The following is a 26,266-nucleotide window of genomic DNA, read 5'->3' as shown; positions in this document are numbered from 1 at the left end:
CAAATCGTTTCTTGATTTAGTCGATTTTCAATCGTTTCACTAACCATGGAAGGGTAAGGCCTTGTCCGATCAACGTAAACAACACTACGGCTACCGAGATGAAAATGATTTCATTCCTTTCTGGAAATGGACTTTTATCTTCTAAGGTTAAAGGTAGCCCAATAGCGATGGCCAAAGAAACAATGCCCCGCATTCCAGACCAGCTGATGATCAAACTGTTCTTGAAATCAAGCAGGGCATCTTCAGTGATGCGGTGTTTACCTTTTTGAAAAGCCCTTTGTAAATTGATCTTTTGTAGAAAGACCCTGCCAATCCTCAATAGCAAAGCAATAATGGTAATGATCAGTGCATAACCAATGTAGGGAAGAATATCAGCTTGGTTGATGTGTTTATAGATATAAGGAAATTCTAATCCGATCAGGATAAAAATAAGACCGTTCAATAAAAAAATGATGATGTCCCAAATGTTCCTTGATTGTTCTTTTAGCTTGGTAGGAAACACCATTCTGCTGAACCTTGCAATACCCAAGCCCAAGATCACTACTGCGATCACCCCCGAAACATGTAGCTCTTCGGCAATTAGATAAGTTACAAAAGGCATCAATAACATCAAGCTGATGGTAACCAAACTGTTTTCGTGTATTCTTTTGACAATCATGGCCAGTATTCTACTCATCACAAACCCCACAAGTGCACCACCAACCATTAAAATGGCAAAAGTTAAACTGGCTTTCCAAAAAACAAATGCAGTTCCTGTAACTGCAGCCACGGCAAAACGATAGGCCACTAGGGCCGAGGCATCATTCACCAAACTCTCGCCCTCTAATATTGTATTGGTTTTATGCGATAGACCAAGCCCCTTGGTAATGCTCATGGCTGCTACGGCATCAGTGGCCGATAAAATGGCACCTAAAACAAAAGAAAGCGGCCAAGTCATACCCGGAATCATGTAATGTGCCACTACCGCGATGCCTAATGTAGTGATAAACACCAAAGAGATGGCCAAGGTAGAAATGGTATTGATATTGGTTTTGAACTCTTTAAAGGAGATGTTAAATGCCGCATCGTAGAGTAGGGGTGGAAGAAAAATCAGGAAGATGATCTCTGGGTTGATATCAATTACAGGCAAAGAAGGGACGAAACCCACAGCAATACCAGCAACAATTAAGATGATCGGATAAGGGAGTTTGATTTTATCGGCAATTGCCGAAAGACCGATCATAATGGCCAAAATGAAAATAATGACAGCGTAATTATCCATGAGTTATGCTTTTGTAATCAACCGGGCTATTCAATGTTGCAGTTAGCCAGTCTGTAAAATTAATTTCTTTTTCAAGGAATCCAAACGGATGATGAGCCACAGTGCCTTAGCAAAAGCTGTTAACATTGAGTTAATATTAAAACCATTGATTTGTGTCTATTAGTTTCCATCTAAATAGCTGGTTGATACATGGTCAAACAAACTTATTTTTTACTGCTCGTCTTTAGTTTATTGGTATCGAAAGTTACTGTGCAGGCCCAAACAGACCAGATGGCTGTTGTCCGTTCATTGATCCAGAAGCACCCTGATTCGGCGTTGATCCTATTGAAGAAAATGCATGTGCTGGCTACAGAAAAGGATGATGCCGCCACCGCAGGTCTATGTCTACAACAGATGGGGCAGATCTGTTACAACCAAGGGCATTATGCCAAGGCACTCGAGTTTTATCTCCATGCTGATAAAATATTCGCTACGCAGCAGAACAAAGACCTTGCAGCCGCAAACATGGGCGAAATGGGTGTTTTTTACTATTACAATAAACAATTGGACAAATCTAGAGTCCAATACAATAAGGCATTGGCCATTTACAAACAGACCCATAACAAAAAGGGACAAGCAGAGATATTTGGTAACATTGGCCATTTATACGAAAAACAACAGCAATACGATAGCGCCTTTTATTACCAACATTTGGCCTTGGCCAATTATACGGCAGCAAACTATAAACAAGGTGCAGCCAAAATCTATGAGAATTTAGGTAGCATCTATGAAGACCTCGCCCAATATGATTCGGCCTATGTCAACTTTGACCGTTCCCTAAAGCTTTATAACGAAGACCATAACCAGATCGCTTCTATTGAAGTGGTGAACAACCTAGGCGATGTATTGCGCAAAACAGGCAAGTATGAAGCCAGTATTGTACAGACCCGAAAAGCCTTTAACTTGGCCCAACAAACCGGAAATACCTATCAGTTGGCGGCCAGCAGCAGAGACATGGGTAAAGCCTACGAACTGATGAACCGAATGGACAGTGCCTATTATTATGCCGAACTGAGTCGCAAATATTCACTTGACGTGTATTCGAAAGATGGAGTTGAGCAAACGGCATTTTTACAGGTTTTGTATGATATAGATAAAAAGAGTAGTGAAATTACCCGATTGAATAACAGTCGGAAGATCAACAACATCATCGCCATTGCAGGCGTATCGGTGGTGATTCTCGTGATCATTTTGGGTATTGTCGATCTTCAGTAGGCAAAGATTGAAGATCAAAGACCAAAAAGCCTTGGCCCGACAAAAAGAGGCACAGCACGAATTGGTACAGCTCGAATTGAAGAATAGAGCCTTGGAAGATGAAAGATTGAAACAGCAGTTGGAAACAAAAGACCGAGAACTGTCTACCCATACCTTAAACCTGATCCGGAACAACCAATTGTTAGAACATTTGAGGGGCACCCTGCAGGCCATGGTTAAAGAAGAAAAACGCGACCAGAAGAAACAGATGCAGCAGATCATCCTGCAGATCAACGAAAGTTTTAACCACGAACAACACTGGAAAGAATTTACCACGGCCTTTGAACAGGTGCACCAAAGCTTTTTCGACAGCATCAAAAAATACAGTAGCGAACTCACTTCGGCAGACATCCGGTTGATTGCTTTGCTAAGGATCAATCTTCCATCAACAGATATTGCCACTTTATTGGGTATTTCTACCGATAGCTTGAGGGTATCACGTTACCGTTTGCGCAAAAAGCTCAATATTGAGCAAGGAGAGAACCTTACCGCATTTATACAGGCTTTGTAAAAGCGTTACAAAGGCGTAAAATTTTCATCCATTTTTACTGTTTTTAAGGGCTTAATATTAAGTTAATGTAACGGTAATAGAAAGATAACGGAGGTTGAGTGTTGTTGTAAATATTTGATTTATAGTTATTTGTGTATTTATGTTGCTTTTGTGTATACAGCATTTGTAACGCTGTTGCCTTTATGTAACTGTCCAGATTTTATTTGTAATTGAATGTAGCACACCTTTGCGACATCGAAACAAAAATTGAACGTTACCGCAAAAGCAATCTTAAAAATGAATAAACTTTTACAAACTCTCTTAGTGCTACTTTTTTCAGTTACAGTAGCCAATGCAAGTAAGCTAAAAGGTCATGTATATGATCGGCAATCTGGCGAAGCCTTAGTAGGTGCAACAGTTGTACTTGAAAAAACAGGCCAAGCTACCACTACAGGTTTAGATGGCTCATTCGAACTTAAAAATGTAGCCGAAGGGGCAGCCACACTTCGGATTACCTATGTTACTTACCAAACGGTTGTTCAACAGATCAATGTCTTAAAAGAAGACAATCCACATGTAAAGATCTACATGGAATCGGCCGGAAAAGACCTGAATGAAGTAGTGGTAAGGGCAACTGCCAGTGGTTCGAACGAGCGCGATGCCCGCCGTTTAGAGCAAAATGCAACACAAGTAATGAATATCGTATCAGGCAGGGCAATTGAAGTGTCGCCAGATCTAACTGTTGCCAATGTAATCCAAAGGGTTTCTGGTGTTTCGGTAGAGCGTAACAGCAATGGCGACGGACAGTATGCGATTTTAAGAGGGATGGACAAACGATACAATTACACGTTGGTTAATGGAGTGAAAATCCCTAGTCCAGATAATAAATACCGTTATGTACCACTAGATTTTTTCCATCCGATTTGTTGGATCGACTGGAAGTATATAAAACCCTGACCCCAAACTTGGAAGGTGATGCAGTAGGTGGTGCAGTAAACATGGTGATGAAAAATGCACCAGACCATTTTCAGGTCAACGCCAATGTCTCTACTGGATATAGCCAATTGTTTTTTGGTCGCGATTTTGCCAGTTACAATGCTTCAAATATCAGTTATAAATCACCTTACGAAATCAATGGTCGCAATTACAATGCTACACAGGCCGATTTTACCAAGGGAACACTTGATTATACGTATAAAAAACCAGCACCAAATCTGGTAGGCAATTTGTCTGTCGGACAACGCTTTTTCAATAGCAAATTAGGAGTAATTGTGGCAGGTAGCTATCAAAATACCTATAGGGGAAGCAACAGTACTTTTTACAACTCGGCAGTGAATGGCACCGATGCCTATGCTGTGATCACCAGTAAAAGTTACCGCGAATATTCTGAACAACAAAAACGTTTGGGCTTACACGGTAAGATCGATTACGTGTTTGATAAGAACAATAGATTAAGTTTATACAATGTATATGTGGATCTAAAAAATCAACAATTGCGAGATGCCGTTGGCACTACCTATAATGGGGTTTATAATCCCGTAGCTGGTAATGCAGAGCTGACTTACACCACACGTAGCCGTTTAACCGAACAGCAGATCTATAACAGTACTTTACATGGCGACCATCAATTGTTTAATAACCGATTGAAGATCCAATGGTCGGCGGTATACTCATCTGCTAAAAATGATGTACCTGACAATACCACGATCAGTTTAAATGGTCTCCGTAAAAACTTCCAAGATACCCGTACCTCGTTGGTCAATACTGCTCCTGTAAACCACCGTTGGGAACGTAATACAGACGAAGATAAAGCGGGTTACCTAGACCTGACCTATACTGTTCCGGTGGGTAAAGTCAATGTTGATTTCACTGTGGGTGGATTGTACCGTGACAAAGAAAGAAGTAGTTTTTTCAATAATTACACCCTTGCGCCAAAAGCTGCAAACGCAGGATTTTTGTATGGTGTAGATTTCCAGAACTATACAGACTTGAATTTAGTGGTAAGTAATCCTACCGGCGCAGTGAGCAACCCTTTAACCTATGATGCTTCTGAGAAAACGACTGCTGGTTACGGTATGGTTAAATTTGCGATCAACAATTTACAGGTAACAGGTGGGGCTAGGGTAGAACATACCAATCAAGGCTACAATCTATTGTTTCCTGCCGGAGAGACCAATCCTAAAGGTAGCCAAGTCTATACTGACGTATTGCCAAGTTTGACCTTGAAATATAACTTAACTGCTAAAGCCCAATTACATGGTTCGTACTACAAGGCGCTTAACCGCCCTGGTTTTTACGAGATTGTACCTGGTAAAGTAGTAAACGAAGAATACCAAGAACGTGGTAATCCGAACTTAAAGAGAGCCATTGCCGATAACTTTGACTTGCGTTATGAACTTTTCCCTGGGGCATCAGAACAATTATTGGTAGGTGCCTTCTACAAAAGGATCAAAAATCCGATAGAATATACTTTTCAGGCAGATGCCGTTCGTGGTCAGGATATCTATTACAGTGCAGGTAATTTTGGTACGGCAAATAACTTTGGTGCAGAGTTAGATTACATCAAGTTCTTTAATAAAATAGGAGTTAAAGCCAACTATACCTATACACACTCGCGTATCACTACACCAAAAACCTCAAGAAGAATCAATTCGATTACTGGAGATGTGGAAGCATTTTTGGTTGACCAATCGAGACCACTATATGGACAGTCAGAGCATATTGCCAATATGTCGTTGCTTTATAAAGATACTAAAAAAGGTTGGGACCTGCAATTGGCAGGTGCTTACACCGGTCCTAGGATCAATACGGTATCGCAGTTCCTGAACAACGACCTGTGGCAGCAAGGCTTTATCCAAATGGATGCATCGGCCGAAAAAAGGTTCAAAAGTGGGCTGAGCGTATTTGCCAAGGCTGGTAATATCCTAAATACACCAACCAAGTTATTTATCAAAGGTACAAACCCAGAGAATGCAAAGAGTCAAGAAAACTTGGTGTCAAATGGCCGGACCCTGATCCGTAGCGATTATTACGAACAGACCTATTTATTGGGTGTAAGATATAAATTCAACTAATGCTAAACATTATTTCAAAATTTAAACAGATGAGATTCAAACAAATTTTAGTCGCATGTTCACTTTCGGTTCTATTTTTTAGTGCCTGCGAAAAGGCGAACATTGATGTAGATACTACACCGATCAATGGCTCGGCCATAGGCGAAGTATCAGGTGTATGGGCAAAAGGTAGTACCCAGATTATCAAGGGAGATATTGTAATCCCAGAAGGAAAATCGTTGACCATTGAAGAAGGGGTAACTGTATTGATGGATACCATAGCCAAACCAGAAATCATTGTTAAAGGCAATTTATATGCCTTAGGTACGGCTGAAAACCCAATCAAGTTTACTGTAAACGATTTTTACAAAACTGAAGAAAAGAAATTTGGTAAACTTTGGGGTGGGATATTGGCTGGCCCAACCTGTGCCGAACTGGTATTAGACCATACCATTATCGAATATGGTGGTTCAACCACTTCCGATGCTTCCACTTCGGTAAAACAGGGATTATACAAAGCGGTAGCCGGAGAAAATCTGCCTGCACTATGGTTTTCTAATGTAAATGGTAAATTGATTGTTCAAAACAGCATCATCCGTAACTTTCAGGAAGATTGTACCTATATTGAAGGAGGTAAGATCATCTTCGCCAATAACGTATTTTATACTACTGGGGTAACTGGTGGCGAGGCCATGAACTTTAAATCGGGCTGTTTGGCCGATGTAGCCTATAATTTGGTGTACAGTACCAACACCAATGCCTTAAAACTATCAAACAGTGGCGATAGAAATCCACAGGCCTATATCATTGTGTACAACAATACCATGGTCAATACAGGTTGGAGAAGACCAACAGCAAAAGGAGGTTCGGTATGGTTAGAAGCAACCGTACGTGCCGACCTTTACAATAACCTTTTTGCCAATACCCGTTTTGGGGTAAAAAGAGATACCAAAAAACCAGAAGATAGCCGTTCTAAATACAGCAATAACTGGTATTATGGTTTTGACCAAGCTACTGTTAACCAGTTTCAGCCCAATAGCGAAATTGTAGCTGGTGTAAACGATGTCATTGGTAAAACAGCAGGCGAAAATGACCCTAAGTTTGTGAACTATCCTTTAAATACTTCGGTAAACAATGCTTCATACAATACCACTTGGGATTTTCACCTGCAAGGCAATTCACCTGCCTTAACTAAAGGGATCACTACATTTACCCGTCACCACAAAGGCGGATTGACAACTGCTAACGGATTAACCTACGTATCACCAGAACCTGCTTTATTTGTAGGTGCTTATGGTACTAAACTATAATAAATTGATGAACAAAATTAGACTAACAAACCTTGCTGCCCTTGCGCTGTTTCTTTTGGCCAATGGATGCAAATCTGGTGCACCAGTGGATGCTGCTGACGTTAAACCTGTAATTATTACCGAAGCTGTTGTACACGATACAGATGATCCTGCAATTTGGGTGAACAAAGCCGATCCAACAAAAAGTTTGGTGATTGGTACTGATAAAGATGCAGATGGTGCTTTATATGTATTTGACCTGAACGGAAAAATTATAAAGGATAAAGTAGTAAAAGGGTTAAAACGACCAAACAACGTTGATTTGGCTTATGGTCTGATGTTAAATGGCAAGCCTACTGATATTGCCATTACTACCGAAAGGATGACCCATAAACTCCGTATTTTTTCTTTGCCAGACATGAAACCAGTAGACAATGGTGGCCTTGATATGTTTGTTGGAGAAACTGGCGAAGGTTACCGCGATTTAATGGGTATTGCAATTTATACCGCAAAAGATGGCAAGATGTATGCTGTAGTAGGCCGTAAAAACGGACCTAAAACCGGAGGTTACCTGTGGCAATATGTATTAGCAGACGATGGAAAAGGTAATGTAAAAGCAACCTTGGTGCGTAAATTTGGTGAGTACAGTGGCAAAAAAGAAATAGAAGCCATTGCAGTAGACAATGAATTGGGCTACATCTATTATTCGGATGAGCAAATAGGTGTACGTCAATATTATGCAGATCCTAGCAAAGGTAATCAGCAATTGGCCATATTTGGCACCAAAGGTTTCAATGCCGACCACGAAGGATCTCTATCTATAAACTAACCGATACGACTGGATACATACAGGTTTCAGACCAAGGAGCCAACCGTTTCCAGATCTTTAGCCGAGAAGGTACAAAAGCTAATCCATTCGAGCATAAATTGTTAAAAGTGGTCAACGTAAGCGCCACACAAAGCGATGGACTCTGATGTGGTCAATGTACCCTTGAACGATATCTTTAAACATGGCCTTTTTGTAGTGATGAGCGACAATAAAACCTTCCATTACTACCGTTGGGAAGACATTGCCGGAAAAGAACTGAAAACAAAATAAATTCCTTTTCAACATCAAGGGTGGGTATTGTACCTGCTCTTGATGTTATTTTAATCTTCCGTTTCGAAAAGATAACCACTATAGGCCAAACCTTTGGCCACACTCTTGAAATTGTCGCCAGAGTTGATCTTCAGGTGTGGAAATTTTGTCTTGAACAAGCCCTGTACCGCACTGACCATTGAAGTACCTCCCGTCAAAAATAGACTGTCAATCTCTAAAGGATTGATGTTGTTGGTAGTCAAAAACTCATTCAGGTAGGCGTTGATCCTTGTGATGTCCTTTTCTATAATGCCATTGTAAGTGGCCAAGCTGATTTCCTCATCGATTGTTATGCCCATATTGCGATAGGTAAAGTTAGCTGTTGTTTCACTGGATAAACCAATCTTTGTTTTTTCTATCGCTTGGAAGACAGAATAGCCCAAATTGTTTTCGATCAAGGTCAATCAGGTTCTTGAACTGGGCATCCTTTCCAGAGTAGTAGTAATAATCCTCAATGTCTTTTTGGATGCGTAGCCCATTAAAGAAATTCATTTTGTCCCATGAGCAGATATTGGCAAACAGCGATTTAGGAACGGTTAAAGGCTTGCCGGGTGTAGCTTCGTAAATTGTGTTTTTCCCAAAATAAGGTGTGCCTTTTTCCCACATAAAGGCCGAGTCGAAACTATCTCCACCAATATAGATACCACCTGTAGCCATCATATCGTTTTTCCTGTCCTTACTACCTACTTTTGCAGGGTCAAGGATCAAGTAGGTGAAATCTGTAGTACCCCCACCTAAATCGGCAACCAATACTTTTTCTTTGTGTGTAATGGTTTTTTCGTAGGCAAAAGCTGCACCTATGGGTTCAAACTGAAAACGGACTTCACTAAAACCAGCATTTTCGGCGGCTTTACTTAATCGGTTTTGTGCCAAGGTGTCTTTCATGGTGTTGTCGTCATCAAAAAAAACAGGTCTACCGATTACCGCTTTTTGGCAATCCTGACCAATAATTTTGTCTGCCCTTTCTTTTAGTTCTTTTAAGATCAAGGTAACCAGATCAGAGGCATTGTATCTTTTGTTTTGGATCCTGGTTTCGGTAAAACTACTTCTAGACAGGATCTGCTTGATCGATTTGATAAAACGACCTTTCATCCCATCACTTAGGTAAGATTTGATGGCATTTTCGCCAATTACATATTTAGCTTCATTGATTGCCGTGGTAGATGGAAAATAGATCAACGAAGGAATAATGATGGTATTTAAGACTCTTTTTTCTCCTCATCATAAATGGACAGGGCTGAATTCGTCGTTCCAAAATCTATTCCGTATAGAAACTTACTCATGGCAAAAGGGCTTAATAATTAAAAGGTGCTGTTGAATGGGGGCGGCGAAAGTATAAAAAAAAGTTAATATAAATGTACTTGAGGTCATATTTATTCGGTTTGGCTATCAAATGGCCATTAAAATTAACTCAGATGTTTGGTCATCAATTCACCAAAACTTATCCTATTTTAACCAAATTGAGAAGTAGGGCAAAAAATAGACATATTTGTCTAACCATATTAAAATTTTTATGAAAACATTGGTCAGATCTATTTTGCTGTTTAGCATTACTTGTTCTGGTTTAACTGCATTAGCGCAGACAAAACCGGTAGTACCTAAAGCTTTTACCAAAGCTGATACATTAAGGGGCACCCTAACACCAGAACGTACCTGGTGGGATGTACAGCGTTATGAAGTTGCATTTAAGCCAGATTTTAATGATAAGAGCATAACGGGGTCAAACGAGATTGCCTACAAAGTGGTGAAGCCAAATAATGGAAGTTTAAAAATGCAGATTGATCTGCAGGAACCATTGGTTATTGATAGTGTTTTGTACAATGGCAAAAACAAACTCCGTTTTAACAAAAAAGAGAGCATTTGGTTGATCACCGTGCCTGCACAAAAAATGGCCAGTTTAAATAAGGTGCAGATATTTTATCATGGTAAAGTTCATCAGGCCAAAAGGGCGCCATGGGATGGAGGATTTATCTTTACCACAGACTCGCTCTCCAGACCATGGATGACAGTGGCCTGCCAAGGTTTGGGTGCATCGGTTTGGTACCCGAACAAAGACCATCAGAGTGATGAACCCAACAAAGGTGCTTCATTGACCATGACCGTGCCAGATAGCCTAGTGGCGGTTGGCAATGGTCGTTTGGTGTTTAAAAAAGACAATAAAGATGGAACAGCCACCTACAAATACAATGTGGTTAATCCCATCAGCAATTATTGCATCATCCCATACATTGGTAAATACGTAAACTTTAAAGAAAAATATGCTGGAGAAAAAGGCCCATTGGATGTAAATTATTGGGTGTTGGACTACAACCTAAACAAAGCAAAGACCTATATGCCTGATCAGGTGCATAAAATGTTCAAAGCTTTAGAATATTGGTTTGGGCCTTATCCTTTTTACGAAGACGGTTACCAGCTGATTGATGCCTCGCATACTGGGATGGAGCACCAATCTGCAGTATCGTATGGCAATAAATACAAATTTGGTTATGGCGGTAGAGATGCTTCTGGTTATGGTTGGGGCATGAAGTGGGATTTTATCATCATCCACGAAAGTGGACACGAATGGTTTGGCAATAACATCACCACAAAGATTCTGGCCGATATGTGGGTGCACGAAGGTTTTACCAATTATAGCGAAACGCTGTTTGTAGATTACCATTATGGAACACAAGCAGGTAACGAATACAATTTTGGCATCCGTAAAGGAATAAGAAACGATAAACCGATCATCCCACCCTACAACGTTAATGCACAGGGCAGTGGCGATATGTATCCAAAAGGAGGGAACCTGCTCCATTCCATCCGTCATGGTTTAAACAACGATGTGCTTTTTAGAAATATCTTACGGGGTTTAAATGCCAAGTTCTATCACCAGACTGTTACTTCGGCCCAGGTCGAAAACTATATCTCAGCAACGGCTAAATTTGATTACAGTAAAGTATTTGACCAGTATCTCAGGACCACACAGATACCTACATTCAATTATTATATCGAAAATGGAAAACTGTTTTATCAATATGTAAACTGTGTAAAGGGCTTCAACTTGCCATTAGCGCTCAAAAATGGAAATCAATCTCTACGACTTGTACCAAATACCACCTTGCAAAGCTTGGTATTGAAACCAGAGCAGGCAAAACTTTTTGATAAAGATGGAATAGAAAAGATGTACTATATCAAAGTACAAAACAGTAAGGATTAAGAAAGTGTAAAGGCAATTTAACCGATATTCCAGATTGGTTCTCGTAATAAATTATTGCAGCTTTCTATTGAACAAAAAGAACGCAATGGGAGTGAGGTTTAGGTTTACGATAACTTTGTGATATCCTATACTTTGGTAGTATTGGTCATTTATTTGTGTTTATGGCCCAAAAGAAAGGATTTGTTTTTGGTCAGCTCTATTTGGTTAATAAGTTGGTCATGTTGTTCATTTTTTAAAAATAATGTCATTTTACGATTAGAAAAAAAATTAAATTGTCTAGCGTATAAATGATGTTACCAACATGGGCATGAGGCTGTAATATTGTCTATATTTGTTTTGCTATCGATTGCATATCTAAATACGATTTAAGTAATTTTTGCGAATAGCTTTTCCATTATTTATATTTACATCGACCATAAACAGAAAAACAAGTGAAACTACCTTTTATTAAAAAATCCACTGATAAGAAAAAAATACTGATCGTTGAGGATGAGCCGATGAGCGTAATGGTTATGGAAAAAATTCTTAAACCATATGCCTTTGACCTGGTTATTGCGGTGAACGGTCTAGATGCAATTAAAAAATTCAAGAACGAAAGCATTGATTTGGTCATCATGGACCTTTATATGCCCGAAATGGATGGATTTGAAGCATCGAGAAGAATAAAGGCCATTTCAAAAGATACGCCCATCATTGTAATTTCTACAGCAGCGATCGGCGAAGAAGAATTGAGAAGAGATACCGGAATTGATTATCTCTTGTCTAAACCTTTAAACGTCAATAAGTTTAAGGATTTTATTCACATGTTATTGCTCGCCTAACTCTAACAGACTTATTTTAGCATTGCTTTTTAAATAATTGACTTTATTGATGGCTGATCTATTGATGGTAATACCATAAAGATTGGCCATTTTTTTATGAGGTCTAAATTCCAAATTATAAACTGTTTTTTCCTAAAATTCAATCATTTTACAGTGTAAATTGGTTTTGCGGGAATTTTATTGCCCATAATGTGGAATGTTTTCGCTTATTGTGTAGAAAATATTCTACTAAATTCTTAAAAGTGTTATTGTTGTAGTCTTGTACACGCCTTTAGAAAGCTCACCAATAGGTTGCGAGAGATATTTACAGCGATGCAAGAACCCATTCTTTCGGTGGCGCTAAAATTTGGCTTTTGATTTGTATGATTAGGTCGATTTTTAATGTCATTTTAAGCTACATCCCGATTGTTTATAACCAACAGATAAGATCCCAAGGCCTATTGTTATTGTTTATGGTCACTCAATACAATAATAGGCACCTACTGCGATCTACATAAGTAATGTGGATAGTTGTAATGGGGTATGATTAGAAATTAAGAAAACTAAAACGAATGGAGCGTAAAAATAGAATAATGGTTGTTGATGATAACTTGATTGATCAGATGATTACCGTACGCGTTTTGAAAACAAGTTATGCCGAAGAAGAAATTATCCTGATGGAAAGCGCGGCACAGGCATTAGCCTATCTCAATGAAAACATTAACAAACCCGAATTATTGCCAAATCTAATTTTATTGGATCTGGATATGCCCATTATGAATGGTATCGGGTTTTTAAACAAATTCAACCAATTTGCAGATGGCCTTAAGGACGCTTGTAGAATTGTAGTATTAACGGCATCTGATGTGTTGTCGGATATAGAACAGATGAGGTCACATCCCAATGTACTTACCTTAATTCCAAAACCTTTAAATAAATACTCATTAAACCCTGTTATATAATTCGTTTAAAAATTACATTAGTTTTAAAAATCCCTTCAGTATTGGAGGGATTTTTTTTGTGCATTATATTTTTTGTGAACGGCTTAACATGTATATTGGCCATATTATCTTTTAAAAAAATGAAAAAACTAGGCATCTTTATCTTGTTCATAAGTATTAATCTAATGGCCAAAGCACAATCAGCAGCAGAAAAAGAAGTGGCTGTTGCAGTAGAACAACTCAGGTTAGCCATGATCAGTGGCGAAAGGGCTGCATTAGATCACATAGCTGCAACTGATCTGAGTTATGGACATTCTAGTGGTAAACTAGAAGATAAGGCGGCCTTTGTAGAGTCTATAGCCAGTGGTAAATCAGATTTTGTAACCATCGATTTTAAAAACCAGACGATTAAAGTAACTGGGAAAACCGCATTGGTTCGCCATCAGTTGGACGCCAAAACAAATGATGGAGGAAAACCAGGGGAGGTACGCCTAGGAATACTTTTAGTTTGGCAAAAACAGGGTAAAAACTGGAAACTATTGGGTAGGCAGGCCTATAAATTACCTTAGTTAAATTGCTTTCTAATAGGCGCGTGATGCTGAATTAGTTGAAACATTAAGAAGTTAAGGTTGATTAAGGCTGTTAACTTCATTTTTCTTCATTTCTTAATGTTTCAAATCTTTTCTCATGCAAATCTGCCAATGCGCTTCCTTTCCAACACGAAATGACAAAATCACAACACAATGGTTGATGACTAATTAACCATCTAAAAAACATGATTTAGAGTGTATTTTACATCAATCCATCGGTAATGTTAACTTAATGTTAAGCAAAAATAATATTTTGGTAATACTGGCTTAACATTGGGCTGCTACTTTTAACCCATGAATTATCCAGTTTTTATATTCCATGAATTAGTACTTAGATTTTCGGATATCAATCGCGAAATTGGAAAGTACATCTCCAGCACCATAGACAATGGTGAATGTTTGATCAATACCACCACGGGACATATTAAGGTTGGTTTATCTATGCTCGAAAAACAGTACAACAACCCCACGTTAATCTCCAAAGAAGAGTTACAACAGTTGGCAACTGGTTTTAAGAATAATTAGGTTTTATTTTAAGGTTTTGGTAATCAGCTATTTCTAACGAATAGGTCGGTGTCCAGTACCCTTTTTTCAAATTCCTCTACCGGATATTTGGCCTCTATCAATTGCAATAACATTTGGGTAGCCAATTGGCCAATTTCAAATGCAGGCTGACGTACAGAGGTTAAAGAAGGGTTAAAAAGATCTAATACATCAGAATTACTAAAGCCGGCAATGGCCATATCCTTTGGTACGGCAATTTTAAGGTTTTTAAAAACACTTAAACAACCCGTACTTAAACGATCGCCTGCTACAAAAATCGCATCAGGCTTTTCGGGTAGGGCCAACAACTCTTTAATGGCAGTTTCGGTTTCTTCGTATAACATCCCACCATGTGGGCAATGTTTGATATAATTAGGGTTAACGGTCAATCCATTTGCCCTTAGTGCAGCTTCATAACCAGATAAACGTTCTATACTGATAGACAAAAAGCTAGAACTGGTTAGATGGGCAATTCGTTTGTAACCAGATTTGATCAAGTGTTCGGTTGCATCAAAAGCACCTTTCTCATTATTAGCAATTACTTTGTGTGTATTGATTTCATCGGCTACGCGATCAAAAAATACAATGGGCAGACCTTTATCGTGCAGATAGGTGAGGTGCGAAATATCTTCGGTTTGAGAGGATAAAGAAACCAATAGGCCATCAACAGATCTTGAGGCCAAATGTTGTACGTTTACCACCTCACGCTCATACGATTCGTGGGTTTGCGAAATGATAACATGGTAACCCCTGTCGTATGCAATAGATTCGATGCCATTTATGGCTTGAGAGAAAAAGCTGTTGGCTACCTCGCTCACTACCACACCAATAGATTTACTTCTCCGTTCTTTTAAGCTTAAGGCAATTGGATTTGGCTGATAACCAATCTCTTTGGCATAGGCCAAAACAATCTTTTTGGTAGCCGCACTGATTTCGTGTGTATCTCTTAATGCTCTTGAAACAGTAGAGGTGGATAGGCCTAAAGCCTTAGCTATATCTTTTATGGTAACGGGCTCAAACATGGTTCAAAGCTATGGTTTGGATAGTTTTTGAATGGAAAAAAATCTTTTAATTATAACGATAATTTTTGATAGGCTTAAAGATAACTTTTTTAACGCTATTTCGGCAACGTTGTCGGGAACGATTGCACAAATTTATACCCTGATATGAATTATTTTATAAAAAAAACAATGTAGACTTGTTAATGGAAGACTTCAGACGTTGACCTAAAAAACCAAAATATAACCTTAATGTATGAAAAATTTTTTACTGTTCTTTTGTGTGCTTGCTATGGGCATAAATCTAGCCAAGGCACAAACCAGACAAGTAACGGGCACGGTAACCGAAAAAGCTAATGGCGAAGTACTACCTGGTGTAGCTGTAACGATCAAAGGCACCAAGATTGCTGTAAGTACAAATGAAAAAGGTGCTTATACCATTGCTGTCCCTACTACTGGTAACCACACTCTTGTTTTTAAGTTTATTGGCTTTATGGATAAGGAAATTGAAGTGGGTGATAAAAAGCAGATCAATGCGGCTTTAGACGAAAGTTCGACCAGCCTTAACGAAGTGGTGGTTAACATTGGTTATGGCACTGTGCGTAAAGAAGCATTAACAGGGTCTGTATCTTCAATTGGTGCAAAAGACCTGGCAGATTTTCCGGTAGGTACTGCTGCCGAAGCCTTGGCAGGAAAACTCGCAGGTGTTACTGCTACAACTACAGAGGGTAGCCCAGGTGCTGAAATCCAGGATCAGAGTTAGGGGCGGAAGCTCATTAACAGGAGATAACTCGCCATTATATATCGTAGATGGAATACAGGTTGAAAATGCATTGTCAATTTTATCTCCTAACGAGATCCAATCCATCGATGTTTTAAAAGATGTGGCTTCTACTGCTATTTATGGTAGTCGTGGTGCAAACGGCGTAGTGATCATCACCACCAAAGGGGGTAAAGATGGTAAAACTGTCGTTTCCTTCGATACCTATGCAGGTGTTAGGCAAATTGTAAATAAACTTCCGGTAATGAACCCATACGAGTATGTAATGTACCAATATGAGCTTTATAACAACAATACATCTGATGAAGTAAAAAATACCTTCACAAAAAGATATGGTACCTTTGAAGATTTAGACATCTATAAAAACGTACCGAACATCGATTGGCAAGACCGCGTTTTTGGTCGCCAAGCCTTTTCAAATACCCAAGTATTAAGCTTATCAGGGGGTACTAAAACAACTACTTTTAATTTTACCCTAAACAATACCAACGAAGATGGAATTATGTTGGAGTCTGGTTTCCGCCGTACTTTTGCCTCTTTCCGTTTCGATCATAAAATTTCTGATAAGATCAGGGCTGGCGTTAACGTACGTTACAGCAGACAACGTATTGAAGGAGTGGGTACAACAAGTACAGGTTCTCAGGGTACCAACCGTTTAAGAAACTCGGTGCGTTACCAACCTTATTCGGGTGGGGGGCGATTCTGGTGATTTGTTTGATGCAGATTACCTGACTACGCAACTTTCAAACCCCATCTCTTTGGCGCACCAAGAGCTCAAATACGATTACCGTAACGATTTGATCAGCAGTGGTTATGCCAGCTACCAGATCTTAAAGAACCTAAGTTTCAGATCTACTTTAGGTTTAAACTTTAGCGATAGAAAAACCAATGGTTTTAATGGTCCTTTAAGTGGTTTGGCAAGAAACAACGCAGGTTTGCCAGCCATTACGTTGGATAACTCTAGTGCTACCACCTTGATCAATACCAATACGCTTAACTATAAACCTAACTTGGGTAATCAACATAGTTTAGACCTATTGGTTGGTGAAGAGTTAAATAAATACGACATCAAATCGAACAGCAGTACCATTAAGTGGTTCCCGATGAACATTACGGCCGATGAAGCCTTTGCGAGTATCCAAAAAGCAGAGCCACCTGTAGGATCAATACAAGATAAACCGACGTCATTGGTTGGTGGTTCTCGTCAATTGTCATTCTTTGCAAGGGCATCTTATTCATTTGCTGGAAAATACTTGGCTACCTTAAACTTCCGTAGAGATGGATCTTCATTCTTTGCCAAAGGGCAGAGATGGGGTAATTTCCCTTCTGCACAATTGGCATGGCGTGCTTCTGAAGAAGATTTCATGAAAAACCTAAACTGGAACTGGTTGAACAACTTTAAGGTACGTGCCAGTTACGGTATTGCGGGTAACAATAGAATTGGACAGGATCTGTTTAGGACCTTGTTCTCTGCAAACTCTACTGCAGGGGGGTATGCTGCATCTGATGGCTCGGTTACCACTGGTTTGATTGCAGGTAACGTATTGGCCAATCCGAACATTACATGGGAAAAAAATATCTCGGGCAACTTAGGATTTGATATCGACCTGTTCAAAAGCCGTGTATCTATTGCTTTAGACTTATATGATAACCGTACAAAAGATTTATTGCTAAATGCCAATATTCCTCCAATTAACGGTTACAACACTCAACAACAAAATGTGGGTAAAACACAGAATAGAGGAATTGAGGTGCAGTTGAATGGTGTTGCAGTTAGAACAAGAGACTTTACCTACAACGTGGGTTTGAACTTCTCGTTTAACAAGAACAAGATTTTAGAACTACAGAACAATGTACAATCTTATGTGGCACAATCGGGCTGGGTTAATAGTTTAGCTGATTTTAAAATAGAAGTTGGTAAACCTGTTGGTCAGTTCTATGGTTTCGTATCAGACGGAAGATATACTGTTGATGATTTTACCTCAGTACTCAATACTTCTACAGGTGTGTATACGTATACCCTTAAACCAGGTATTGCCAACAGTAGGGTATTATTGGGCAACAGAGAGCCACAACCAGGCGACATGAAAGTTAAAAAACTATCTAACGCTACAAGCATGGTTATCAGCGATGATGATAAAACGGTTTTGGGTACTTCTCAACCTAAATTTACTGGTGGATTTAACAATCAGTTTGCCTATAAAAACTTCGATCTAAGTGTATTTATGAACTTCTCTGTAGGCAATAAAGTTTACAACGCCAATAAAATAGAGTTTACCTCACAATACAATGTAAAAGACAACAACCTTTTGGCAACGATGAACGACAGGTGGAAAAACTTCAACGAAAATGGCGTGAAGGTTACCGATCCAGCATTGTTAACGGCAATGAATGCCAATACCACCTTATGGACACCAACAACAGGTAACTATGCCTTAACTTCTTATGCCATTGAAGATGGTTCTTTCTTGCGCATCAGCAATGTAACCTTAGGCTATACCTTGCCACAAAGTTTGGTTAAAAAAACAGGCTTTATTTCTAAACTTAGAGTATATGGTACCGTAAACAACTTGTACACCTTTACCAAATACACAGGTTACGATCCAGAAGCAAATACACGTAGGTCTAACCCGCTTACTCCAGGTATCGATTACGCGGCATACCCACGTAGCAGATATGTATTAGCAGGTATCAACTTAATATTTTAATCCTTTTAGCCTTAAAAAAAATGAAAAATAAACTCATAAATTCTGCTTTTTTAGTGTTAGCTATTGGAGCGATGATCATTACGCCATCTTGTAAAAAGGTGTTGGATTTCGAGTCAGATTCTTCTTCAACAGAAGCAACTGTTTTTGAAAGTACTACTTATACCAACTCTGCATTGATTGGTGTTTACAATAAACTAATTGGAGACAATGGTTATGGTAGCCGTTTATCTACCTTGTTTGGCCTAACAGCCGAAGATTTTAAAACCTCGGGAAGTTATGCTTCTTCAGACAGACGTGGAATCAGCATGTATGGTGCAAGTTCGGACAATACCGACCTGATCAATCCATTTGCGCAACTATACCAAGGATCGAGCGTGCAAATATCTGTATCAAATACATCCCAGAATCAAAACTGTATACCACTGGGTCGGCCGCAGATTAGGCTTTAATGAAACGCTATTATGGGGAGGCCTTGGCTTTGAGGGCACAATTTTATTTCGAGCTGATCCGCAACTGGGGTGATGTACCACAAAGATTTGTGCCTGCCGCTTTTGCCGAAACCCTTTTCCCTGCAAATGCAGATAGAGATAAAACCTACGATCAGATCATTGCAGATCTAAAAACAGCAGCAGACTTGGTGCCATGGAGAAGTGCAGCTGGCGATTATGGTAGTTTCCGTTTTACCAAGGGTGCGATCAAAGGCTTAAGAGCTCGGATTGCTTTGTTTAGAGGGGGCTATTCTTTAAGATCAAATACCCACCAAATGGAAAGAAGAGCAGACTATTTAACCTATTATAAAATAGCAATGGACGAGTGCAAAGAGATCATGGACAACCGTGCGCAGCATTCGCTAAATCCAGTATACGAAAATGTGTTCAAAACCTTACACAGTACGCGTATGGACGATGCCCATGAACTGATGTTAGAAGTGGCTGCTTACGGAAGTAATGCATCTACAGATAGTAAATTGGGTTATTATAACGGAATTCGTTTTGCTGCAGCCTCTACTTATGGTACTGGTGGTGGTGGGATGAATGCCATTCCTACTTATTTTTACGAATTGATCCAATAAAAGATTGCCGCAGAGATGTAACCATTGGTGTATTTGAAATTACAGGGACTTCAAAAAAGATGATCAATACATTGAACAACTTTACAGATGCAAAGTTCAGAAAATCATGGACTGCATTTGATGGCAAATCATCTTCACAGAACTTTGCCGTTAACTGGCCAATATTGCGCTTCGCAGATATCTTATTGATGTATGCAGAAGCAGATAACGAAATCAACAATGGTCCATCGGCAACCGCAAAAAGTGCCTTACAAGAAATACAGAAACGTGCCTATGCAGGTTACGAAAATGATATTCCAGTTACACCTACGGACAAAGCAGGTTTCTTTAATGCAATTGTTAAAGAAAGATTATTGGAATTTGGTGGTGAAGCCATCAGAAAATTCGATCTGATCAGATGGAACTTGATCGACAGTAAATTTGCAGAAACCCGTACCAAACTTCGCCAGTTGATCAATGGTGAAGGTGTGTATGCCAATGTGCCTTTATATGTTTACGCCAAAGAATCTAATTATAACCTTACCCCAAGCGTAACAGAAGTAGCCAGTTTAGACCTGTATGGTGGCTTACCATCAACGGTATTGTTTGCTCCAGGCTTAGGCTCTTCAACAGCGCCAACAGGTTATACAGTTAAAAATTGGAGAAAAGCATTAACAGAAGAGAACATGTTGACCAGTATAGCAACCGGATTTGCATTCTACTTCGAAGCCAATAAAAAAGAGTTGTTGCCTTATCCAAAAACTGCATTGAACGAGAACCCAAATATGGTTCAGAATGCTGGTTATTAACTATCTAAAAAATATTAAGATGAAAAATATAATCCATCAAACAAGTACTAAAATATTCCTGCTATTGGCAGTAGTATTGCTGTTGGCCGCTTGTGAAAAAAATAAGGAAGAGACTTTACCAGCACCAAGAATCTTTAAGGCCAGTGACATCAGTATTGCAGCTGGTGCAAATTCGGCCAAGATCAAATGGGCAGTTCCACTCTTTGCTTCAGGTAAGGCCTTAAAATACACCGTAGATTTTTCGAAAGACCAAGCTTTTGGTACTATTGCTTTTTCAAAAGTTGTAGATACCGCAGGCATTACGGTAACCGATGATAACATTGAAGTAAGGACCCCATATTTTGTCCGTATCAAAGCCAATGCTTTCGAAGACCAACCAGAATCGAAATATGTGGTGAGCTCATCCTTTACCTTAACAGGTACACAGCTGTTTTTAACTGTCCGTGATGCAGATATCAAAGAAAACAGCATTACGCTTCGTTTTACAGCAGAAGCAGGTTTGAGCAGTATCAAACTGACGCCAGAAACAGGTACAGCCATTACATCAACCTTAAGTGCTGGTGATCTAAGCGCAGGATTAAAAACAATTACAGGCTTAACAGGTGGTGTAAAATACACTGCAGAATTGTTGGCTGGTACCAAGAATAAAGGTAATGTTACCTTTACTACAAGTCCGGTAACTGCTTATACGGTTAAGATTTCGCCTACAGATGATCTGGCTGCAACAATTGCGGGCGCTGCAAATGGTGCTGTGATCGGTTTAAATCCTGGGACGTATAATTTAACCGCCTTAAGCACTTTTATTACAGGAAAAACAATCACGATTAAATCTACCTCAGGCAATCCAGAAGATACCAAGGTGAACTATAAAGAAATAGATTTAGAAGGAACTGGTGCGGGCATCACTTTATCTGGAATTGAGTTAGATGGAACAGCAGGTGCGGCACTTTATTTCCTAAACCTGATCGGTTCTCAGGCAGCCAATGGATCGGCGGCTACATTTACCAATATCGTAGTAGACAACTGTATTGTACATGGCGCTACCACAGCCTTTTTACGTGCTGATAGGGGTACTGCTGCCAGAGATTTCAAAATTGGCAATATTACGGTAAACAATTCTATCGTATTCGACATGGGGGCAAATGGCGGGTCCAACTATTATACCTTCCACTTAAATAAATTGGAATTTAATACTTTAACGGTTTCTAAATCTACTTTTTATAATGCTGGCCCTGGTTTGGTTACTGCAAGTACTACCTACACGGGTGCAGTTGTACCTACGGTTAACATCAGCTACTCTACCTTTAATGGTTTTGGTGGCAATGCTAAATATGCCTTGTTAGATGCCAATGCCAATCCGGTTAATTTTAGCCTACAGAACAGTATTGTAGCAAACACGCCAAAATCTGGTACTGTACAAGCGGCGGCTTTGCGCTCAAGTGGTGCAGGTGTAACTACAACTTTTTCTTATAACAATACATTTGGTTTGTATAACGCCTTGACAGGGAATGTTGGTCTGACATTCCCGTCAACGGTAAGCCAAACAGCAAATCAAACCATAGATCTTGGCTGGACAGCGGCAACAAGTTCATTTACTTTGCCAGCAGGATCTAGCTTAAGGACTGCAAGTAGCACAAGCATTGCCTTGGGCGATCCAAGATGGGCCTATTAATAGAACGAAATAAAAAAGATGGGGCTTAAGCCTCATCTTTTTTGCTTTAAAATGAAAACCATGCCATTAAAAACAATCAAATACTTATTTTTCCTTTGTTTTTTAACCCTGATGTCTTTTACCTTGATCAAAAAGGAAATGGTAACCCTATTTATTGTTGGCGATTCTACTGCGGCAGATAAACAGCCCAAAGCCTATCCAGAAACTGGATGGGGGATGGAAATTGGCGCTTTTTTTAATAAAGAGGTTAAAATTGACAATAGGGCATTGAATGGAAGAAGTACCAAATCTTTTCTCAATGAAAAAAGATGGGAAGCAGTTTTAAAAGAATTAAAAGCAGGAGATTATGTGTTGATTGAGTTTGGGCATAACGATGAGAAAATCGATAAACCAGAAGTTGGAACCTCATTGGCCGAATACAAGACCAATCTGATCAAATACATTGCAGAAACCCAAGCTAAAAAAGCCAATCCAATTTTATTGACACCCATTGCACGTCGCAGTTTTAAAAATGGTGTTTTTAGCGATACCCATAAAGGTTACCCTGATGTGGTGAGGAAATTGGCGGATTCTTTGCATATTCCATTGATTGATATGCAACGTAAAACCGAAAAACTGATCATTGGACTGGGAGACGAACCCTCAAAAAAACTATTTCTATATGTTGATTCTGGTCATGTAAATTATCCAACAGGAAAAAAGGATGATACCCATTTAAATCCGGAAGGCGCAAAACAGGTAGCTGGCCTAGTAGCCGAGGGCCTTAAAGAGATAAAAAGTCCATTGGCCAAATACTTGATTGGTAAGTAAGATATGTACTACTAGTACGGAAAAAATAAAGAAAACGAAATGAATACCATTTTTAAACCCCTGTTTTTAATTGTTGCCATAGCACTTTTCGCATTTCAGGTTCCTCAAAAACCGGTACAGCTTTTTTTAATAGGAGATTCGACTGTGGCAGATTATACCTTAGATTCTGGGTATCTGGAAAAGAAATTTCCACTAAATGGTTGGGGGCAGGTTTTTCAGCCTTTCTTTAAAAGAGATAGTTTAAGTCTGGTTAAAAAATTGATCAAAGCAGATAGTGTTCTGGTAATTGATAAAGCCAGAGGAGGAAGAAGTACACGTACTTTTTTTGAAGAAGGCAGATGGGCAGAAGTGTACAAAGCTTTAAAAAAGAACGATATTGTAATGATGCAGTTTGGGCACAATGATGCAGCGGTTGATAAACCAGAACGTTATGTGAACATTACGGGTTATAAAGAATATCTGAGGTTATATGTTAACCAGACCAGAGAAAAGGGGGCGATACCCATTCTGATTACTCCAGTAAATAGAAATTATCCATGGAAAGAGGGCAAGCTGAGCAATGTGCATGGCGAATATCCAAATGCGGTAAAGGCAGTGGCCAAAGAATTGAACGTGCAATTGATTGATCTAACGCAACTCTCAATTGATGCGTTTACGGCAAAGGGCCAAGCTGAGGTAACTTCCAAATATTTTATGAATTTTGAAAAAGGGCTTTATCCTGGCTATCCAGATGGACAAAAAGACAATACCCATTTTCAAAAAGAAGGTGCAATAGCTGTTGCACAATTGGTGTTTAATGCAATGAAAAAACTATAGAGATGAAAAAGGGGTTATTCGTGTTGTTTTATAGTTTGATTGTTTTATTGTTGAATGATGCTAGTGCAAATGCATCAAGTAGCTCACCTCAAAAATTTGCTTACGACTTTGTTGTTGCAGCCGATGGTTCAGGTAATTTTAAGACTGTTCAAGAGGCGATCAATGCCGTTCCAGATTTTAGGAAAACTACAACAACAATATTCATCAAAAATGGAATATATAAAGAGAAGTTAAATCTTTCGGCTTCTAAGCAGATGGTAAAAATGATTGGAGAGAATGTAGAAAAGACCATTTTAACCTTTGATGATTGGGCGCAAAGAAAAAATGCATTTGGTGAAGAGAAAGGTACTTCTGGTTCTTCCAGCTTTTATATCTACGGCAGCAAGTTTTCGGCAGAAAATATAACGTTTCAAAATACAGCAGGTCCGGTAGGGCAGGCAGTGGCTTTGTTTGTAGCAGGAGATCAAGCCAAGTTTACCAATTGTAGGATGTTGGGCTTTCAGGATACCCTTTATACCTATGGTTATGCCAGTCGCCAATATTACTATAAATGTTATATCGAAGGTACCGTAGATTTTATTTTTGGTTCATCAACCGCAGTATTTGATGAGTGCGAGATCTTCTGTAAAAAGGCTGGATATGTAACGGCTTCTTCCGCTCCTGATACTTCAAAATATGGTTATGTGTTTATCAATAGCAAGATTATTGGAGATGCTCCAGCAAACTCTTATTATTTAGGCCGACCATGGAGACCTTATGCCAAGACGGTATTTATCAATTGCGACTTGGGTAAAATGATCAAAGCAGAAGGATGGGACAATTGGGGCAAAACCAGTAACGAACAGACTGCTTTTTATGCAGAGTATAAAAATACTGGACCAGGCGCAGATCCAAAAGGACGTGTGGCTTGGTCGCATCAGTTAAATGAAACAACAATTCAGGAATACACTTTGGTTAAGATTTTAAATGGATGGAATCCGAAGGAGTAGCCGATCGTCCTTAGTCTACAGTCGCGAGTCTTTAGTCAATCATTAGATAAAATACCCATTTACCATTCCCAACTAACCCACATGAAAATATTTACCTTGATCCTATTTCTCGCCAGCATAACTTCAGTCAATGCCCAAACTTACCCCAAGTCTTTAACGGTAGCAAAAGATGGCAGTGGTGATTATCAAACCATTCAGGAAGCTGTAAATGCGGTGAGAGATCTATCTGAGGTACAAGTACCGATTTATATCAAAAATGGGGTTTATAAAGAGAAATTGATTGTGCCAGCGCAAAAATCTAAGATTTCGTTAATTGGCGAAGACAAAGACAAAACCATTATTACCTATGATGATTATTCAGGAAAAGGTGCCATAAATACGTATACATCGCATACGGTATTGGTACAGGGAAATGATTTCAAGGCAGAAAACCTCACTTTTGAAAATGCTGCGGGTCCGGTTGGGCAAGCGGTAGCTTTACATGTAGAAGCAGATCGGGTAGTGATTAAGAATTGCAAGATCTTGGGCAATCAGGATACGCTTTTCCCATCTGCAGATACCAGCAGACAGTACTATGTAGATTGTTATATCGAAGGTACCACCGATTTCATTTTTGGTGCGGCAACCGTAGTTTTTGAACGTTGCCATATCCATAGCAAAAAGAATTCGTACATCACAGCAGCCTCAACAACCCAAGCCCAACCTTATGGTTTTATATTCTTTAATTGCAAATTAACTGCTGATCCAGCATTTCAAAAAGTTTACTTGGGCCGACCATGGCGACCTTATGCCAAAACCGTATTCATCAATACCGAAATGGGCCCTCATATTTTACCAGCAGGATGGCATGTATGGAACGAGAATAAAAACCATGAAACTACTTTTTATGCAGAATATGGTTCTTCTGGCCCCGGCTTTGTAAAAGAAAGTAGAGTAGATTGGTCAAAACAGTTGACCAAAAAAGAAGCCAAGACCTATACCCTTAAAAATATTTTTGCAGGCAGGACTGCTTGGATGCCCAAATAAAGAATCCCA

General features: G+C 39.3%; 27 protein-coding genes. 23 read left to right on the top strand and 4 right to left on the bottom strand.

The window, feature by feature from the left end; translation table 11 throughout:
• Positions 1-16: 16 nt before the first annotated feature.
• Complete coding sequence (locus ACFJIZ_RS08535; RefSeq protein ID WP_379092299.1) at positions 17-1,261, bottom strand: Na+/H+ antiporter; 1,245 nt, start codon at positions 1,259-1,261, stop codon at positions 17-19.
• Between the two features lie 189 nt (positions 1,262-1,450).
• On the opposite strand from ACFJIZ_RS08535, the gene ACFJIZ_RS08530 reads away from it, so the two are divergent.
• From ACFJIZ_RS08530 to ACFJIZ_RS08500, 7 genes are all read left to right on the top strand, one after another.
• On the top strand, positions 1,451-2,515 hold the full coding sequence (locus ACFJIZ_RS08530) for a tetratricopeptide repeat protein (protein ID WP_379092296.1): 1,065 nt from the start codon (positions 1,451-1,453) through the stop codon (positions 2,513-2,515).
• Positions 2,516-2,522: 7 nt separating this feature from the next.
• Positions 2,523-3,065 carry a helix-turn-helix transcriptional regulator gene (locus ACFJIZ_RS08525; protein ID WP_379092293.1) on the top strand — a complete coding sequence of 181 codons (543 nt, stop codon included), beginning with the start codon at positions 2,523-2,525 and terminating at the stop codon, positions 3,063-3,065.
• A gap of 276 nt (positions 3,066-3,341) precedes the next feature.
• Positions 3,342-4,001, top strand: coding sequence for a carboxypeptidase-like regulatory domain-containing protein (locus tag ACFJIZ_RS08520; protein WP_379092290.1), 660 nt, complete (start codon positions 3,342-3,344; stop codon positions 3,999-4,001).
• On the top strand, positions 3,971-6,118 hold the full coding sequence (locus ACFJIZ_RS08515) for a TonB-dependent receptor domain-containing protein (RefSeq protein WP_379092287.1): 2,148 nt from the start codon (positions 3,971-3,973) through the stop codon (positions 6,116-6,118). Before ACFJIZ_RS08520 ends, ACFJIZ_RS08515 begins: the two co-directional genes overlap by 31 nt.
• Positions 6,119-6,147: 29 nt before the next feature.
• Entirely contained in the window at positions 6,148-7,407 is a 1,260-nt protein-coding gene (locus tag ACFJIZ_RS08510) for a right-handed parallel beta-helix repeat-containing protein (protein WP_379092284.1), read from the top strand.
• Positions 7,408-7,414: 7 nt separating this feature from the next.
• Positions 7,415-8,215, top strand: a complete 801-nt coding sequence (locus tag ACFJIZ_RS08505) for a phytase (RefSeq protein WP_379092281.1) — start codon at positions 7,415-7,417, stop codon at positions 8,213-8,215.
• A gap of 135 nt (positions 8,216-8,350) precedes the next feature.
• Positions 8,351-8,485: a hypothetical protein gene (locus tag ACFJIZ_RS08500; protein WP_379092278.1), complete on the top strand. Its 135-nt coding sequence runs from the start codon at positions 8,351-8,353 to the stop codon at positions 8,483-8,485.
• 50 nt (positions 8,486-8,535) lie between these two features.
• Here the strand turns inward: ACFJIZ_RS08500 and ACFJIZ_RS08495 are convergent, their stop codons facing one another.
• Together ACFJIZ_RS08495 and ACFJIZ_RS08490 are read right to left on the bottom strand one after the other, a co-directional pair.
• Entirely contained in the window at positions 8,536-8,907 is a 372-nt protein-coding gene (locus tag ACFJIZ_RS08495; protein ID WP_379092275.1) for an Hsp70 family protein, read from the bottom strand.
• Entirely contained in the window at positions 8,852-9,703 is an 852-nt protein-coding gene (locus ACFJIZ_RS08490) for an Hsp70 family protein (RefSeq protein WP_379092272.1), read from the bottom strand. The genes ACFJIZ_RS08495 and ACFJIZ_RS08490 overlap by 56 nt, the downstream gene beginning before the upstream one ends.
• 334 nt (positions 9,704-10,037) lie before the next feature.
• Between ACFJIZ_RS08490 and ACFJIZ_RS08485 the strand changes: the two genes are divergently transcribed.
• From ACFJIZ_RS08485 to ACFJIZ_RS08465, 5 genes are all read left to right on the top strand, one after another.
• Positions 10,038-11,723, top strand: coding sequence for a M1 family metallopeptidase (locus ACFJIZ_RS08485; protein ID WP_379092269.1), 1,686 nt, complete (start codon positions 10,038-10,040; stop codon positions 11,721-11,723).
• Positions 11,724-12,154: 431 nt separating this feature from the next.
• Positions 12,155-12,544 (top strand): response regulator, encoded by a 390-nt coding sequence (locus ACFJIZ_RS08480; RefSeq protein ID WP_055132066.1) that lies wholly within the window; start codon positions 12,155-12,157, stop codon positions 12,542-12,544.
• A gap of 551 nt (positions 12,545-13,095) precedes the next feature.
• Positions 13,096-13,485 carry a response regulator gene (locus ACFJIZ_RS08475; RefSeq protein WP_379092265.1) on the top strand — a complete coding sequence of 130 codons (390 nt, stop codon included), beginning with the start codon at positions 13,096-13,098 and terminating at the stop codon, positions 13,483-13,485.
• Positions 13,486-13,604: 119 nt separating this feature from the next.
• Entirely contained in the window at positions 13,605-14,033 is a 429-nt protein-coding gene (locus tag ACFJIZ_RS08470) for a nuclear transport factor 2 family protein (RefSeq protein WP_379092262.1), read from the top strand.
• A gap of 315 nt (positions 14,034-14,348) precedes the next feature.
• Complete coding sequence (locus ACFJIZ_RS08465) at positions 14,349-14,579, top strand: hypothetical protein (RefSeq protein ID WP_379092259.1); 231 nt, start codon at positions 14,349-14,351, stop codon at positions 14,577-14,579.
• Positions 14,580-14,602: 23 nt separating this feature from the next.
• Here the strand turns inward: ACFJIZ_RS08465 and ACFJIZ_RS08460 are convergent, their stop codons facing one another.
• Positions 14,603-15,619 (bottom strand): LacI family DNA-binding transcriptional regulator, encoded by a 1,017-nt coding sequence (locus ACFJIZ_RS08460; protein ID WP_379092256.1) that lies wholly within the window; start codon positions 15,617-15,619, stop codon positions 14,603-14,605.
• 232 nt (positions 15,620-15,851) lie between these two features.
• On the opposite strand from ACFJIZ_RS08460, the gene ACFJIZ_RS08455 reads away from it, so the two are divergent.
• From ACFJIZ_RS08455 to ACFJIZ_RS08405, 11 genes are all read left to right on the top strand, one after another.
• Positions 15,852-16,358: a carboxypeptidase-like regulatory domain-containing protein gene (locus tag ACFJIZ_RS08455; RefSeq protein ID WP_379092253.1), complete on the top strand. Its 507-nt coding sequence runs from the start codon at positions 15,852-15,854 to the stop codon at positions 16,356-16,358.
• Complete coding sequence (locus ACFJIZ_RS08450; protein WP_379092250.1) at positions 16,333-17,085, top strand: TonB-dependent receptor plug domain-containing protein; 753 nt, start codon at positions 16,333-16,335, stop codon at positions 17,083-17,085. Before ACFJIZ_RS08455 ends, ACFJIZ_RS08450 begins: the two co-directional genes overlap by 26 nt.
• Positions 17,066-19,084: a SusC/RagA family TonB-linked outer membrane protein gene (locus ACFJIZ_RS08445; RefSeq protein WP_379092247.1), complete on the top strand. Its 2,019-nt coding sequence runs from the start codon at positions 17,066-17,068 to the stop codon at positions 19,082-19,084. Before ACFJIZ_RS08450 ends, ACFJIZ_RS08445 begins: the two co-directional genes overlap by 20 nt.
• A gap of 20 nt (positions 19,085-19,104) precedes the next feature.
• Positions 19,105-19,533, top strand: coding sequence for a hypothetical protein (locus ACFJIZ_RS08440; RefSeq protein ID WP_379092244.1), 429 nt, complete (start codon positions 19,105-19,107; stop codon positions 19,531-19,533).
• A complete protein-coding gene (locus tag ACFJIZ_RS08435; protein ID WP_379092242.1) occupies positions 19,533-20,156 on the top strand; it encodes a RagB/SusD family nutrient uptake outer membrane protein in 624 nt (207 codons plus the stop codon). Before ACFJIZ_RS08440 ends, ACFJIZ_RS08435 begins: the two co-directional genes overlap by 1 nt.
• 59 nt (positions 20,157-20,215) lie before the next feature.
• Entirely contained in the window at positions 20,216-20,944 is a 729-nt protein-coding gene (locus ACFJIZ_RS08430; protein ID WP_379092239.1) for a RagB/SusD family nutrient uptake outer membrane protein, read from the top strand.
• Between the two features lie 19 nt (positions 20,945-20,963).
• Positions 20,964-22,616: a hypothetical protein gene (locus ACFJIZ_RS08425; RefSeq protein ID WP_379092236.1), complete on the top strand. Its 1,653-nt coding sequence runs from the start codon at positions 20,964-20,966 to the stop codon at positions 22,614-22,616.
• Positions 22,617-22,676: 60 nt separating this feature from the next.
• On the top strand, positions 22,677-23,426 hold the full coding sequence (locus ACFJIZ_RS08420; protein ID WP_379092233.1) for a rhamnogalacturonan acetylesterase: 750 nt from the start codon (positions 22,677-22,679) through the stop codon (positions 23,424-23,426).
• Between the two features lie 39 nt (positions 23,427-23,465).
• Positions 23,466-24,242: a rhamnogalacturonan acetylesterase gene (locus ACFJIZ_RS08415; protein ID WP_379092230.1), complete on the top strand. Its 777-nt coding sequence runs from the start codon at positions 23,466-23,468 to the stop codon at positions 24,240-24,242.
• 2 nt (positions 24,243-24,244) lie between these two features.
• Entirely contained in the window at positions 24,245-25,231 is a 987-nt protein-coding gene (locus ACFJIZ_RS08410; protein WP_379092227.1) for a pectinesterase family protein, read from the top strand.
• Positions 25,232-25,312: 81 nt separating this feature from the next.
• Entirely contained in the window at positions 25,313-26,257 is a 945-nt protein-coding gene (locus ACFJIZ_RS08405; protein ID WP_379092224.1) for a pectinesterase family protein, read from the top strand.
• Positions 26,258-26,266 lie beyond the last annotated feature (9 nt).

Origin of the sequence: Pedobacter sp. UC225_65 (genome assembly GCF_042698365.1) — a bacterium.
Taxonomy (GTDB): Bacteria; Bacteroidota; Bacteroidia; order Sphingobacteriales; family Sphingobacteriaceae; genus Pedobacter.
The sequence above is the reverse complement of the archived record's forward strand: the minus strand, read 5'-3'. Positions and strand labels throughout refer to the sequence as shown.

Bases quoted from the DNA above. Each gene is read 5' to 3' on its own strand.
- ACFJIZ_RS08410 (WP_379092227.1), top strand. From the start codon at position 24,245: ATGAAAAAGGGGTTATTCGTGTTGTTTTATAGTTTGATTGTTTTATTG.
- ACFJIZ_RS08415 (WP_379092230.1), top strand. From the start codon at position 23,466: ATGAATACCATTTTTAAACCCCTGTTTTTAATTGTTGCCATAGCACTT.
- ACFJIZ_RS08520 (WP_379092290.1), top strand. From the start codon at position 3,342: ATGAATAAACTTTTACAAACTCTCTTAGTGCTACTTTTTTCAGTTACA.
- ACFJIZ_RS08420 (WP_379092233.1), top strand. From the start codon at position 22,677: ATGCCATTAAAAACAATCAAATACTTATTTTTCCTTTGTTTTTTAACC.
- ACFJIZ_RS08460 (WP_379092256.1), bottom strand. From the start codon at position 15,619: ATGTTTGAGCCCGTTACCATAAAAGATATAGCTAAGGCTTTAGGCCTA.
- ACFJIZ_RS08470 (WP_379092262.1), top strand. From the start codon at position 13,605: ATGAAAAAACTAGGCATCTTTATCTTGTTCATAAGTATTAATCTAATG.
- ACFJIZ_RS08405 (WP_379092224.1), top strand. From the start codon at position 25,313: ATGAAAATATTTACCTTGATCCTATTTCTCGCCAGCATAACTTCAGTC.
- ACFJIZ_RS08430 (WP_379092239.1), top strand. From the start codon at position 20,216: ATGATCAATACATTGAACAACTTTACAGATGCAAAGTTCAGAAAATCA.
- ACFJIZ_RS08440 (WP_379092244.1), top strand. From the start codon at position 19,105: ATGAAAAATAAACTCATAAATTCTGCTTTTTTAGTGTTAGCTATTGGA.
- ACFJIZ_RS08435 (WP_379092242.1), top strand. From the start codon at position 19,533: ATGAAACGCTATTATGGGGAGGCCTTGGCTTTGAGGGCACAATTTTAT.
- ACFJIZ_RS08465 (WP_379092259.1), top strand. From the start codon at position 14,349: ATGAATTATCCAGTTTTTATATTCCATGAATTAGTACTTAGATTTTCG.
- ACFJIZ_RS08475 (WP_379092265.1), top strand. From the start codon at position 13,096: ATGGAGCGTAAAAATAGAATAATGGTTGTTGATGATAACTTGATTGAT.
- ACFJIZ_RS08455 (WP_379092253.1), top strand. From the start codon at position 15,852: ATGAAAAATTTTTTACTGTTCTTTTGTGTGCTTGCTATGGGCATAAAT.
- ACFJIZ_RS08505 (WP_379092281.1), top strand. From the start codon at position 7,415: ATGAACAAAATTAGACTAACAAACCTTGCTGCCCTTGCGCTGTTTCTT.
- ACFJIZ_RS08535 (WP_379092299.1), bottom strand. From the start codon at position 1,261: ATGGATAATTACGCTGTCATTATTTTCATTTTGGCCATTATGATCGGT.
- ACFJIZ_RS08530 (WP_379092296.1), top strand. From the start codon at position 1,451: ATGGTCAAACAAACTTATTTTTTACTGCTCGTCTTTAGTTTATTGGTA.
- ACFJIZ_RS08510 (WP_379092284.1), top strand. From the start codon at position 6,148: ATGAGATTCAAACAAATTTTAGTCGCATGTTCACTTTCGGTTCTATTT.
- ACFJIZ_RS08425 (WP_379092236.1), top strand. From the start codon at position 20,964: ATGAAAAATATAATCCATCAAACAAGTACTAAAATATTCCTGCTATTG.
- ACFJIZ_RS08500 (WP_379092278.1), top strand. From the start codon at position 8,351: ATGGACTCTGATGTGGTCAATGTACCCTTGAACGATATCTTTAAACAT.
- ACFJIZ_RS08485 (WP_379092269.1), top strand. From the start codon at position 10,038: ATGAAAACATTGGTCAGATCTATTTTGCTGTTTAGCATTACTTGTTCT.